The 12,878-nt window shown below is 68.4% G+C and carries 13 protein-coding genes; 10 read left to right on the top strand and 3 right to left on the bottom strand.

Going from position 1 to position 12,878, the window contains the following annotated elements; genetic code table 11:
- Positions 1 to 16: 16 nt before the first annotated feature.
- The 4 genes from QT382_RS16485 to miaB all read left to right on the top strand — a co-directional run bounded on the left by QT382_RS16485 (position 17) and on the right by miaB (position 5,472).
- Positions 17 to 1,801 (top strand): MFS transporter, encoded by a 1,785-nt coding sequence (locus QT382_RS16485; RefSeq protein ID WP_289255177.1) that lies wholly within the window; start codon positions 17 to 19, stop codon positions 1,799 to 1,801.
- Complete coding sequence (locus QT382_RS16490) at positions 1,798 to 3,648, top strand: glycoside hydrolase family 35 protein (protein ID WP_289255178.1); 1,851 nt, start codon at positions 1,798 to 1,800, stop codon at positions 3,646 to 3,648. Before QT382_RS16485 ends, QT382_RS16490 begins: the two co-directional genes overlap by 4 nt.
- Positions 3,649 to 3,724: 76 nt before the next feature.
- Positions 3,725 to 4,108 (top strand): hypothetical protein, encoded by a 384-nt coding sequence (locus tag QT382_RS16495; protein ID WP_289255179.1) that lies wholly within the window; start codon positions 3,725 to 3,727, stop codon positions 4,106 to 4,108.
- On the top strand, positions 4,105 to 5,472 hold the full coding sequence (miaB, locus tag QT382_RS16500; RefSeq protein WP_289255180.1) for a tRNA (N6-isopentenyl adenosine(37)-C2)-methylthiotransferase MiaB: 1,368 nt from the start codon (positions 4,105 to 4,107) through the stop codon (positions 5,470 to 5,472). Before QT382_RS16495 ends, miaB begins: the two co-directional genes overlap by 4 nt.
- 7 nt (positions 5,473 to 5,479) lie before the next feature.
- On the opposite strand, the gene QT382_RS16505 is transcribed toward miaB, so the two are convergent.
- Entirely contained in the window at positions 5,480 to 6,814 is a 1,335-nt protein-coding gene (locus QT382_RS16505; RefSeq protein ID WP_289255181.1) for an MBL fold metallo-hydrolase, read from the bottom strand.
- A 70-nt stretch (positions 6,815 to 6,884) separates the two neighbouring features.
- A complete protein-coding gene (locus QT382_RS16510) occupies positions 6,885 to 7,163 on the bottom strand; it encodes a hypothetical protein (RefSeq protein ID WP_289255182.1) in 279 nt (92 codons plus the stop codon).
- A gap of 56 nt (positions 7,164 to 7,219) precedes the next feature.
- On the opposite strand from QT382_RS16510, the gene hemA reads away from it, so the two are divergent.
- The 6 genes from hemA (at position 7,220) to QT382_RS16540 (ending at position 12,193) form a co-directional block, all read left to right on the top strand.
- Entirely contained in the window at positions 7,220 to 8,539 is a 1,320-nt protein-coding gene (gene hemA / locus QT382_RS16515; RefSeq protein ID WP_289255183.1) for a glutamyl-tRNA reductase, read from the top strand.
- A gap of 81 nt (positions 8,540 to 8,620) precedes the next feature.
- Positions 8,621 to 9,703: a peptide chain release factor 1 gene (gene prfA, locus QT382_RS16520; RefSeq protein ID WP_289255184.1), complete on the top strand. Its 1,083-nt coding sequence runs from the start codon at positions 8,621 to 8,623 to the stop codon at positions 9,701 to 9,703.
- Positions 9,700 to 10,515 carry a peptide chain release factor N(5)-glutamine methyltransferase gene (prmC, locus tag QT382_RS16525; RefSeq protein WP_289255185.1) on the top strand — a complete coding sequence of 272 codons (816 nt, stop codon included), beginning with the start codon at positions 9,700 to 9,702 and terminating at the stop codon, positions 10,513 to 10,515. Before prfA ends, prmC begins: the two co-directional genes overlap by 4 nt.
- 116 nt (positions 10,516 to 10,631) lie before the next feature.
- Entirely contained in the window at positions 10,632 to 11,222 is a 591-nt protein-coding gene (locus tag QT382_RS16530) for a hypothetical protein (protein ID WP_289255186.1), read from the top strand.
- 71 nt (positions 11,223 to 11,293) lie between these two features.
- Positions 11,294 to 11,611, top strand: coding sequence for a Grx4 family monothiol glutaredoxin (gene grxD, locus QT382_RS16535; protein WP_289255187.1), 318 nt, complete (start codon positions 11,294 to 11,296; stop codon positions 11,609 to 11,611).
- Between the two features lie 3 nt (positions 11,612 to 11,614).
- Positions 11,615 to 12,193, top strand: coding sequence for a UbiX family flavin prenyltransferase (locus tag QT382_RS16540; protein WP_289255188.1), 579 nt, complete (start codon positions 11,615 to 11,617; stop codon positions 12,191 to 12,193).
- Here the strand turns inward: QT382_RS16540 and QT382_RS16545 are convergent, their stop codons facing one another.
- Positions 12,194 to 12,742 carry a hypothetical protein gene (locus QT382_RS16545; RefSeq protein ID WP_289255189.1) on the bottom strand — a complete coding sequence of 183 codons (549 nt, stop codon included), beginning with the start codon at positions 12,740 to 12,742 and terminating at the stop codon, positions 12,194 to 12,196.
- Between the last annotated feature and the right edge of the window lie 136 nt (positions 12,743 to 12,878).

Genomic DNA, 12,878 nt, shown 5'->3' on the forward strand with positions numbered 1-12,878 from the left:
CGAGGGAGTGTTGACGATGACCGTTGAAGCCAAGCCTGTCTGGGCCATGCGCTACCTGCTCTTCATTGCCGGCCTGGGCGGCCTGCTCTACGGCATCGACGTGGGCATCATTGCCGGCGCCCTGCCCTATCTGGAATCCACCGCGTCGGTAGCCTGGAAGCTGTCGGCCCAGCAGCTGAGCTTCATCGTCGCCGCCGTGCTCTTGGGCAGCGTGCTGTCCTCGCTGTTCGCCGGCGCGCTGGCCGACCTGATAGGCCGGCGCTGGGCCATGTTCCTCAGTGGCGCGCTGTTCACGCTCAGCATCCCGGTGATCGCCTTGGCCGAGGGCTACACGCCGCTGTTGCTGGGTCGCCTGCTGCAAGGCATCAGCGGCGGCCTGATAGGCGTGGTCATTCCGCTCTACCTGGCCGAATGCCTGGGCGCCGACAACCGCGGCCGCGGCACGGCCATGTTCCAGCTGCTGCTGACCATAGGCCTGGTGGTGGCCGCGCTGATCGGCCTGTACCAGGCGCAAAGCGTGGAATCGGCCAGCGTGGCCGCCCGCCAGCTCGCCGACACCTCGGCCCAGCAGGCTGCGCTGTTCGCCGCCAAGGACCAGGCCTGGCGCAGCATCTTCTGGATGTGCCTGACCCCGGGCCTGGTGTTCAGCGCCGGCTGCCTGCTGCTGGCCGAGTCGCCGCGCTGGCTGCTGAGCCGCGGCCGCGTGGACGCCGCGCGTGCCGCCCTGCTGCGCACCCGCAAGCCCGAGGTGGCCGAGGCCGAGCTGCGCGAAATGCAGCAGGTCGCCGATCCCGCCAAGGCCGCTGCCAAGGACGCGCTGCTGAGCCGCCGCTATGTGCTGCCCTTTCTGCTCGCCTGCCTGGTGCTGGCCTGCACCCAGGCCACCGGCATCAACTCGGTGCTGGCCTATGTGGTCAACATCCTGAACCAGGCCGGCCTGCCCGGCTCGGTGGCCAACCAGGCCGATGTCGCGATCAAGCTGCTCAACGCCCTGATGACCGTGGTGGCCGTGCTGCTGGTGGACCGCAAGGGCCGCAAGTTCCTCTTGATGCTGGGCAGCGGCGGCATCGTGCTGTCGCTGGTCACGGCCGGCCTGCTGTTCCGCCAGGCCGAGAGCGGCCGGGTCGATGTGGCGCCGGCAGTCCAGGCCCGGGTGCAGGGCGAGGCCCTGGCGCTGACGGTCGATGCCACGCTGATCCAGCAGTTCGGCCGCGCGGCTGATGGCTCGGCCCAGCAGCTCACCTTGTCTTATTCCTACGGGCCCTTCACCAATGTGCAGAGCCGTCGCACGGACGAGGCCGGCGGCACGCCGATCCGCATCAGCCGCGAGGACACGGTCCAGGCCGACAGCGTGATCGGTACCTTCTTCCGCCGCCTGCACCTGAACCCCTTTGCCGATCCGGCCGCGGCGACCAACGCGCCGCTGAAGATCGAACAGGCCCTGATTGGCCCGGTGCCGTCCGAGAACCATGGCTGGGCCGTGGCCGCCGCCATCTTCGCCATGGTCGCGTTCTTCGCCGTGGGGCCGGGCGTCTGCGTCTGGCTGGCCTTGTCCGAGCTGATGCCCACGCGCATCCGATCCAACGGCATGAGCATTGCGCTGCTGATCAACCAGTTCGTGTCGACGGTGATCGCCGCGGTCTTCCTGCCCACGGTGGGCCAGCATGGCTATGCCGCCATGTTCTTCTTCTGGGCCGGCTGCACCCTGGTCTACTTCCTCGCCGCCAGCTTCCTGCTGCCGGAGACCAAGGGCAAGACGCTGGAGGAGATCGAGGGCCACTTCGCGGGCGGCCGCGCATGAGCGGCCTGAGCCGACGCGCGCTGCTGCTCAGCGGCAGCGCCCTCGCGGCCGTTCCGGCGCTCGGAAAACCCGCGCCGCGCTTCGCGGTGCAGGGCTCGCAGTTCATGCTGGACGGCAAGCCCCTGCAGATCCGCTCCGGCGAGATGCACTACCCGCGCGTGCCGCGCGCGGTCTGGCGCGACCGCTTCCGCAAGGCCAGGGCGCTGGGCCTGAACACCATCACCACCTACGCCTTCTGGTCGCAGCATGAGCGCGAGCCGGGGCAATGGGACTTCACGGGCAACAAGGACCTGCGCGCCTTCATCCGCACGGCGGCCGAGGAAGGCCTCTACGTGATCCTGCGGCCCGGGCCCTATGTCTGTGCCGAAGTCGATTTCGGCGGCTTCCCGGCCTGGCTGCTGCGCACGCCGGGCCTCAGGGTGCGCAGCCTGGACCCGCGCTTCATGGCCGCCAGCCAGCGCTACCTGAAGCGTATCGCCAAGGAAGTGGCCGACCTGCAGAGCAGCCGTGGCGGGCCGCTATTGATGCTGCAGGTGGAGAACGAATACGGCTCCTATGGCCGCGACCATGACTACATGGCAGCGATGCTGAAACAGATGCGCGAGGCCGGCTTCGATGCGCCACTGTTCACTTCTGACGGCGGCGCCGAGCGATTGTTCGAGGGCGGCACCCTGCCCGAGCTGACGCCGGTGGTGAACTTCGGCGGTGGCAAGTCCGACGCCCAGGCTTCGTTCGAGGCCCTGGCCGCCTGGCGGCCGCAGGGCCCGCGGATGGCCGGCGAATACTGGGCCGGCTGGTTCGACCACTGGGGCGGCCCGCACCACACGCAGCCACCCGAGCAGGCGGCCGAGACGGTGGACTGGATGATGGCGCAAGGCCATTCCTTCAACCTCTACATGTTCCACGGTGGCACCAGTTTCGGCTGGCTCGCCGGTGCCAACAGCTCGGCCAAGGAGCCCTACCAGCCCGACACCACCAGCTACGACTACGACGCCGTGCTGGACGAGGCCGGCCGCGTGACGCCCAAGTACCGCCTGGTGCGCGAGCGCATCGCCAAGCACCTGGCGGCCCGCGGCGAGACGCTGCCACCGCTGGTGGCCGACGGGCCCGGACCTCAGGCCATCCCGCCCTTCGCGCTGGAGCGCATCACCGGTCTCCTCGATGCCTTGCCGCAGCTGGGCGCCGCCATCGCCTCGCGCTTCCCGAGTCCGATGGAGGCCTTCAAGCAAAGCCATGGCCTGATCCTCTACCGCAAGCGCTTCGAGCAGGCGCGCAAGGGCATGCTGCAGATCGACGAGGTCCGCGACCTGGCCACGGTGCTGGTGGATGGCCGGGTCGTCGGCACGCTGGAGCGCCGGCTGGGCCAGCGCGAGCTGGCGGTCGAGATTCCGGCCGGCGGCGTGCTCGACATCCTGGTCGAGAACCTGGGCCGCATAGGCTTCGGGCCCAAGCTCGATGCCGAGCACAAGGGCATCAGTCGCTCGGTCAAGCTGGCCGACCAGGAACTGCTGGACTGGCAGGTCCATGCGCTGCCGCTGGATTCGCCGACCGGCCTCAAGCCGGTCCAGGCCCAGGCCGGCGGCCACAGCTTCCACCGCGGAACGCTGGAGCTGAAGGCGCCCGTCGACAGCTTCCTCGACATGCGCGGCTGGGGCCGCAGCCTGGTCTGGATCAATGGCCAGTTGCTGGGCCGCAGCTGGGCTATCGGCCCGCAGCAGACCTTGTTCCTGCCGGCCTCCTGGCTGAAGGCCGGCCCCAACGAAGTGCTGCTGCTGTGCGACAAAGCACCGGCCAGCGAGGCCCGCCTGCAGGGCCTGGCCGAGCCGGTTTTCGACACGTCGCGGTAAACTCGCGCCACTTCGCCGGCCCGCCGCACTTGTTGCAGCGGGCCGTTCCCTTTGACGCAGCCACTGGACAAATACCATGTACCGCTGTGCCCTCACCGCCGTCATCACGGCGGTTGCGCTGCATGCCAGCGCCTTCGCCCAGACCCACCGCTTCTTCCCCGCCACCGCCCTGCGCGGTGACCTGGTGGTGCTGCAGACCCCCGACGTGAGCCTCAATGGCAAGCCGGCGCGCCTCGCGCCCGGTGCCCGCGTCAAGGGCGACGACAACATGCTCAAGCAGCCGGCCAGCCTGATGGGCCAGAAGCTGGTGGTGCACTACACGGTGGACCCGCAAGGCCTGCTGATGGATGTCTGGGTCCTGAACCCGGTCGAACTGGCCAACAAGGGCTGGCCGCGCAGCCGCGAGGAAGCGGCCCGCCTGCAGTTCGAGCCCGGCACCCAGACCTGGAGCAAGCCATGAGCGGCGCCAGCGACACCAAGAAGGTCTACATCAAGACCTTCGGCTGCCAGATGAACGAGTACGACTCGGACAAGATGGCCGACGTGATGGGCGCCGCCCAGGGCTATGAAAAGACCGACGACCCGGAGCAGGCCGACCTGATCCTTTTCAACACCTGCTCGGTGCGCGAGAAGGCGCAGGAGAAGGTGTTCAGCGACCTGGGCCGGGTCAAGCACCTGAAGGCCAAGGGCGTGAAGATCGGCGTCGGCGGCTGCGTGGCTTCGCAGGAAGGCGCAGCCATCATCGAACGCGCGCCCTACGTGGACGTGGTCTTCGGCCCACAAACCCTGCACCGCCTGCCGCAGATGCTGGCCGCGCGCGACGAGCAGCGCCGCCCGCAGGTCGACATCAGCTTCCCCGAGATCGAGAAGTTCGACAATCTACCGCCGGCCAAGGTCGAGGGCGCCTCGGCCTTCGTGTCCATCATGGAAGGCTGCTCCAAGTACTGCAGCTATTGCGTCGTTCCGTACACCCGTGGTGAGGAAATGTCGCGCCCCTTCGAGGACGTGCTGACCGAGATCGCCGGCCTCGCGGACCAGGGCGTGATGGAGATCAACCTGCTGGGCCAGAACGTCAATGCCTACCGCGGCAAGATGGGTGATAGCGGCGAGTTCGCCGACCTGGCCCTGCTGCTCGAGTACGCGGCCGAGATCCCCGGCATCCAGCGCCTGCGCTTCACCACCAGCCATCCGAACGAGTTCAGCCCGCGCCTGATCGAGGCCTACGGCAAGATCCCGCAGCTGGTGAACCATCTGCACCTGCCGGTCCAGCATGGCAGCGACCGCATCCTGATGGCGATGAAGCGCGGCTACACCGCGCTGGAGTTCAAGAGCATCGTGCGCAAGCTGCGTGCGATCCGGCCGGACATCCGCATCGCCAGCGACTTCATCGTCGGCTTCCCCGGCGAGACGGAAGAAGACCATGCCAAGCTGATGAAGCTGGTCCATGACGTGGGCTTCGACGCCTCGTTCAGCTTCATCTTCAGCCCGCGCCCCGGCACGCCGGCCGCTGCGCTGGAAGACACCACGCCCTATGAGGCCAAGGTCAAGCGCCTGCAGGAGCTGCAGGCCGCGATCGAAGCCAATGCGGTGAAGATCAGCGAGACCATGGTCGGCACGGTGCAGAAGGTCCTGGTCACCGGCCATGCCCGCAAGGACGCGACCGAGCTGATGGGCCGCACCGAATGCAACCGCATCGTCAACTTCAAGGGCCAGCCGCGCCTGATGAACCAGCTGGTCGACCTGACCGTCACCCAGGCCTTCGCGCATTCGCTGCGCGGCGAGGTGGTGACGGTCGGCGAGGAAGCGGCGAGCCTGCCGGCCTGAGCCGGGTTCAGCGGGCCTGCTGCCTTTGCATCAGGCGCAGGCCCTCGGCCAGCTCGGCCGTCGTGCCCGAGCGGCCGTGGACGCCGACTATCCAGTCCACCTGCAGTGCCTGGTCCTTGATCAAGGCCTGCAGCTCGGCAGCCATGGCAAAGGCCGGCGGCACCGGGCCCACATCCGGGATGTAGAAAAGATCGCCCTGGAACAAGGCCCTGGACGCGCCGTCATAGGCCACCAGCATGTCGCTGGCATGGCTGCTCGGCAGCGGCATCAGCTTGATGCGGCGGTCGCCCAGGTCCAGCTCGCGCGCCTCCAGCACCTCGACCACCTTGGACGCCAGCTCGGCACCATGCTGGCGCTGCAGGGCCAGGCGGGCATTGCGGCCGGCCAGGATCTGCACGCCTTCGCCGAAATAGACCGGCAGGCCGGCCACATGGTCGCGGTGCGCATGCGAGACCACGGCATGGGTGACCGGCCGGCCTGGCGCCAGCTTCTCGATCAAAGCCCTCACACGACGCGCCTCATCGGCGCTGACCGGCGCATCGAAGACGACGATGCCCTGGCTGCCGATCGAGAAACTGCTGTGATAGCGCGAGGCCGAGCCATCTATTCGGTAGCTGCCCGGCGCTATCGGCGTGGCGCGCAGGCCTTGTGCATCGACCACGGGCTCCACGTAGCCGGCCGGCAAGTCGAAAGCGCGACCATCACTGCGGTCTAGGTCGCTGGCCGTCACCTGCCATCGCACCCGCAGGACCTCGCCACGCTTTTCGCTGATCTGGCGCGGCTGGCTCAGGCCCGAAGGCAGGCCCTGGTAGTCGGCATATTCGTAGAGCACGCCGCTGGCGCTGCGGGCGCTGAGCAGCTCGCCGGTCGCTGGGTCGCGCCTCAGGCTGGCGCGCCGGCCGGCCGAGTCCAGGACCTCGATCTCGGCGCCGCTTGCGCTCGCCTCAATGCGTTGCTTCAAGAGCGCCGGCGTCAGGAACTGCAGTTCGGCCAGGTCAGCCTTCAGCGCCTCCGGCGTCTTGCGCGTGATCTCGGTGCCGTTGCGCCACTTCAGGAGGTCCAGCGTCGCGCTGCCGGTGGTGGCCGCGCCCAGCTCCATGAAGTTGAAGCGCACCGGACCGGGATAGACGCTCTCGGTCGTCAGCCGGAAGCGGCCATCGCTGTCCAGCAACAGCCGCATCTGCCGCTGTACCAGTTGGAAGGCCTGGGCCGGATCGCTGGCCTGCTCGGGCACCGGGCTTTCGCCGCGCAGTTCCAGGCTCAGCCGTTGCCAAGACGTCTGGGCCTGCGCCGCGCCCAGGCCTACACCCAGCCCAAGGGCCAGGCTTGCCACTCGTTTCATCGCTCCACTCCCGTTCTTGTTGACGGGCGCGACTGTGCGAGCTGCGCGCACGGCAGCCGAAAGTAAGAACTCAGCTTCGGGGACGCAGGGCCAGCCACCACTGAGGCAGAGCGATGGCGAGGATCATCAGGCCGTAGCCCGCCATCTTGCCGTCACGGCCCAGCAGGGCCAGGGCCGCAACCAGGCCGGCGCTGCCGGCGATGCCGCCCCAGAGGGCCAGGCGGCGCCAGGCCACGGCCTTCAGCTCCTGGCGCCAAAGCAGCTTGGCCAGGCCGGCCATCAAGGCCGCCACGACCCAAGCCGGGGCCAGGAAATTCAGCAGATGCCAGAGCGCGTCAAGGGGGTTCAAGGTCTTGTGACCGATGTCAGGGCGGGTGGTGGCGCGAATTTTATAATCGCGCCCCTATGAGCAGCGTCTTCGCCCTCGGCCTGAACCACAACTCCGCCCCGCTGGACCTGCGCGGCCGGTTTGCGTTCTCGCTCGAGCAGCTGGCGCCCACGCTCTTGGGCCTGCGCGAGCAGCTGTCGCGCCGCCAGGCTCAGAGCCAGCCGGAAGCCGCGCTGGTCTCCACCTGCAACCGCACTGAGCTCTATGTCGCCGGCGCACCGGCCCTGGTCAAGCCGACCATCGCCTGGCTGGCCGAGGTCGGCGGCGTGGGCAGCGATGCGCTGATGAACCATGCCTATGTGATGGAAGGTGGCGCCGCGGCGCGCCATGCGTTCCGCGTGGCCTCGGGGCTGGATTCCATGGTGCTGGGCGAGCCCCAGATCCTGGGCCAGCTCAAGCAGGCGGTGCGCGAGGCCGACCAGGCCGGCACCCTGGGGACCACGCTGCACCAGCTGTTCCAGCGCAGCTTCTCGGTGGCCAAGGAAGTGCGCAGCTCGACCGAGATCGGCGCCCATTCGATCAGCATGGCCGCGGCCTCGGTGCGTCTGGCCAGCCAGCTGTTCGAGGACCTCAGCAAGATCAAGGTGCTGTTCGTGGGCGCCGGCGAAATGATCGAGCTGGTCGCCACCCATTTCGCTGCCCGCACGCCCAGGCACATGGCCGTGGCCAACCGCACGCTGGAGCGAGGCGAGAAGCTGGCCGGCCGGCTCGGCGCCGAGGCGATACGCCTGGCCGAGCTGCCGCAGCGCCTGCATGAATTCGACGCCGTCATCTCCTGCACCGCCAGCAGCCTGCCGCTGATCGGCCTGGGTGCGGTGGAGCGCGCGCTCAAGACCCGCCGCCACAAGCCCATGTTCATGGTCGACCTGGCCGTGCCGCGCGACATCGAGCAGGAAGTGGCCCAGCTCGACGACGTCTATCTCTACACCGTGGACGACCTGTCGGTCGTGGTGCAGAGCGCCGGCGAGAAGCGCCAGGCGGCGGTCCAGCAGGCCGAGGCCATCGTCGAGGCCGGCGTGCAGAGCTTCGTCCACTGGCTGGACCAGCGCCACACGGTGCCGCTGATCCAGGCCCTGAACCAGCAGACCGAAGACTGGCGCGCGGCCGAGATCGCCCGCGCCCGCAAGCTGCTGGCCAAGGGCGAGGACGTGGACACGGTGCTGGAGGCACTGTCCCGCGGCCTCACGCAAAAGATGCTGCACGGCAGCCTGGCCGAGCTGCACGCCAGCGAAGGCGAGCAGCGGCTGCAGCTGGCCCAGACCCTGTCACGCCTGTTCCTGCGCTCCAGCAGCAAGCCTGTTTCCGGCGAGTCCGGCGAGTCCGGCGAAGAGCATTAGCGGCCCTTCTTCGCGCCGCCTTGTCGGCTGACGCGGCATCATCGCGTCGGCTCCTCGCCCCCGCTACCGGATTCCTCCTGAATGAAAGACACCCTGCGCCAGCAGTTCGAACGCCTGGGCTATCGCCTGGTCGAACTGGACGCCACCCTGGCCGACGGCTCGGTCGCCGCCGACATGAAGCGCTACCGCGCGCTGACCAAGGAGCAGAGCGAGGTCTCCAGCCTGGTCGAGACCTACCGCCGCTACCTGCAGCGCGAAGCCGACCTGACGGCCGGCAAGGAGCTGCTGGCCGACCCCGAGATGGCGGAGATGGCCAAGGAAGAAATCGCCGCGGCCGAGGCCGACCTGCTCAGCCTGCATGAGCAGCTGCAGCTGGCCCTGATTCCCAAGGACCCGGACGACGAGCGGCCGGCCTTCCTCGAAATCCGCGCCGGCGCCGGTGGCGACGAATCGGCCCTGTTCGCGGCCGACCTGGCCCGCATGTATCTGCGCTTTGCCGAGCGCCAGGGCTGGCGCAGCGAGATCCTGTCCAGCAACGACTCCGACCTGGGCGGCTACAAGGAACTGGTGGTGCGGCTGGAGGGTGACGGCGTCTATGGCCGGCTCAAGTTTGAATCGGGCGGCCACCGCGTGCAGCGCGTGCCGGCCACCGAAAGCCAGGGCCGCATCCACACCAGCGCCTGCACCGTGGCCGTGATGCCCGAACCCGACGAGGCCGAGGAGATCCAGCTCAACCCGGCCGAACTGCGCATAGATACCTTCCGTGCCAGCGGCGCCGGTGGCCAGCACGTCAACAAGACGGACTCGGCGATCCGCATCACCCATTTGCCGACCGGCCTGGTGGCCGAGTGCCAGGACGACCGCAGCCAGCACCGCAACAAGGCCAAGGCCATGGCCGTGCTGGCCGCGCGGCTGCGCGACAAGGACAAGAACGAGCGCGCCGCCAAGGAAGCCGCGACCCGCAAGAGCCTGATAGGCACCGGCGACCGCAGCGACCGCATCCGCACCTACAACTTCCCCCAGGGCCGCTTGACCGACCACCGGATCAACCTGACGCTCTACAAGCTCGGCGCCATCATGGACGGCGACCTGGAAGATGTGATCCAGGGCCTGCAGCAGGCCCAGGCGGCCGAACAGCTGGCTCAGCTGGAGGGGCGCTCGTGAACCTGGCCCAGGCCCAGGCTCAGGCCCAGGCGGCTGGCCTGGACCGACTTGAGACTCAACTCCTGCTCGGCACCCTGCTGGAGCGCGACCGCAGCTGGCTGCTGATCCATGGCGAGGACGAACTGGCCCCAGAACAACAGGCCCGCTTCGAAGACTGGCTGGCCCGGCGCCTGGCCGGCGAGCCGTTGGCCTACCTGGTCGGCGAGAAGGAATTCCACGGCCTCAGGCTCAAGGTGGACCGCCATACCCTGGTTCCCAGGCCGGACACCGAGGTCCTGGTCGACTGGGCGCTGGAGTTGGTGCCCGAGCAGCAGGCGGCCCACGTGGTCGACCTGGGCACGGGCAGCGGCGCCATCGCCCTGGCCCTGGCCCATCGCCGGCCGCAGGCGCAGGTGGCGGCTGTCGATTTCTCGGCCGGCGCCCTCGCCATGGCCCAGGCCAACGGCCAGGCCCTGGGTTTGAGCGTCGAATGGCTCGCCGGCAGCTGGTTCGCTCCGCTGGCGGGCCGGCGTTTCGACCTGGTCGTCAGCAATCCGCCCTATATCGCCGGCGACGACGAGCACCTGGCGGCGCTCAGCCACGAGCCGCTCAGCGCCCTGACGCCGGGCGGCGACGGCCTGGAATCGTTACGGGAGATTGTTGCTTACGCGCCCGAACACCTGGCTCCAGGTGGCTGGCTGCTGCTGGAACATGGTTGGGATCAGCCGGCGGCTGTGGCCGATCTGCTACTCGCACGGGGCTTTGTCGACCTGGCCTGTAGGCGCGACCTCGGTGGCCAGGCCCGCGTCTCGGGGGGGCGCTGGCCGGGCTGAACACAAAGCCACAAACGAGGCGTTGTTTCCGCTCAAAAGTGGACCCACAAGCGGCCGGCGGCGGCGTAGTATTGGCCGAAAACAGCGGGTGATATTGCCCCGCCAAGGAGACCGCCATGAACCGCCTGCTGCGCCTGAGTACCGTGAGCCTTGCCCTGGCCCTGACCGGCCTGGCCGCACAGGCCGAGGGTCTCCAGCTGCGCAGCAAGCCCATGGACGCGCTGCGCTGGCAAGCCCGGTTGCAGCTGAACCAGCTCGATGCCTCCAGCCCCATGGGTTCGCGCCTGCTGGGCGCTAACCTGCTGGGCGACTACTACCTGACCGGCTCCATGGAAGGTGGCCTGCGCGCCACCGGCGGCCTGCTGCTGGGCCCGCTTTCGCTGCTGCAAGGCAATGGCGGCCTGGCCCTGGGCAACAATGCCATGAAGGCCAGCCACCTGGCCGTAGGCCAGCGCCTGGTCAGCATGCCGGGCCTCGGCGGCGCGCTGGGCAACGACTATGGCTCCTCGCTGTCCTATCTGGGCATTGGCTACACCGGGCAGTCGCTGCGCAGCGGCTGGGGCTTCAGCGCCGACCTGGGCCTGGCCATGAGCGGCCTGGCCGACGGCCTGCGGCTGGGCAGCAGCCGACCGACCGCATTGGACGATGCGGTCCGCACCGCGCGCTTCCAGGCCGTGCTGCAACTGGGCCTGAGCTACCGCTTCTGACCCTGCGCGGGCAAGCGCACCAGGCCTCGCCGATAATTGCGCCCATTGCAAAGAACCCTGGGCGAATTCCTATGAGCGACGTACAACAGCGCATCGACGATCTGGTCAAGAACAACCGTGTGATGCTGTTCATGAAGGGCACGGCCCAATTCCCCATGTGCGGCTTCTCCGGCCGCGCGATCCAGATCCTCAAGGCCTGCGGCGTGGGCGACCTGAAGACCTTCAACGTGCTGGAAGACGAGGCAGTGCGCCAGGGCATCAAGGACTACGCCAATTGGCCCACCATCCCCCAGCTTTACGTCAACGGCGAATTCGTCGGCGGCTCGGACATCATGATGGAGATGTACCAGGCCGGTGAGCTGCAGCAGGTGCTCGGCGGCCAGGCCTGATTGATGTCCAAGCCTCGGCTGGTCGTCGGGATCACGGGTGCAAGTGGCGCTGCCTATGGTCTTCGCCTGCTGCGCCGGGCGCGTGAACTGGGCGCCGAGACCCACCTGATTGCCACGCCGGCCGGCGTCCTCAATGTCCACCATGAACAGGGCCTGAGCCGCGCCGCCTTGGAGGCCGAAGCCGATCACAACCACGCACCGGGCGACGTGGGCGCCTGCGTGGCCAGCGGCAGCTTTGCCACGGCCGCCATGGTCGTGGCACCCTGCTCCATGAAGAGCCTGGCGGCCATCGCCCATGGCTTTGGCGACAACCTCCTGACTCGCGCCGCCGACGTGACGCTGAAGGAGCGCCGCCGGCTGATCCTGATGGTGCGCGAGACCCCGCTTAACCTGGCCCATCTGCGCAATATGACGGCGGTGACCGAGATGGGCGGCATCGTGTTCCCGCCGCTGCCGGCCTTCTACCACCGGCCGCAGACCATTGACGAGCTGATCCACGAGAGCTGCGAGCGGGTGCTCGAACTCGCCGGCCTGGCGGGCGCAGCTCCGCAAGCCTGGGAAGGCCTGCGGAACCGTCCCTGATCAGCCCAGCATGCGCTTGCTGGTCTCCTGGCCGCAGCCGCGCTGGATCTCTACGCCGTTGCGGTCGAGGGCCAGGAAACTGACCTCGCCCTGTCCGGTCGTGCCGTCATGGCCCAGCTTGAGCTGACGCCGCACCAGGCGGGTGGACACCCGCTGGCCATTGGCGTCGTACTCGTAGATGCGCTGCCAGATCAGATAGCTGCGCTCGGACTCGGCCGTCCGCCCCCATTGCCCCATGCCGACGCCGCGCGAGGCCGGCGGGGCCTCGTTGGTATCGGTCAGCGCGCCGCCGCGGCCGAACAGGTTCATGCCGACGAATTCGCGCAGCACCTGGCCGCTGTTGCAGTCGCGGATCTGCACCCGCGACTCCCAGACGCCTTCGATCGGGTCGGCTTCTGACAGCGGCGTGACTGCAGCGAACTCGGCCTGGGCCAGCACCGGCAGGCTGCCCGCCCCGCCGCCGCAAGCCTGGATGAGCAGCGTGGCCACGGTCGCCGGCAACAAGGCGCCGGCCACCGATCTGAGAGAACTCGGTATCTGCTTGTTCATCAGCATGCTCCTGAAATTGAAGGACTGCCGCCGTGAAGCCCCCCTTGGAACCGACGCGGCGGCAAGGGCAGAATCGGCGACGCCTTGCTCAAAAGTCTTGAAATTCAGGTGAAGAAGCCTGAAAAACAGGGGCCTG

Source organism: Pelomonas sp. SE-A7, from assembly GCF_030345705.1.
Taxonomy (GTDB): domain Bacteria; phylum Pseudomonadota; class Gammaproteobacteria; order Burkholderiales; family Burkholderiaceae_C; genus JAUASW01.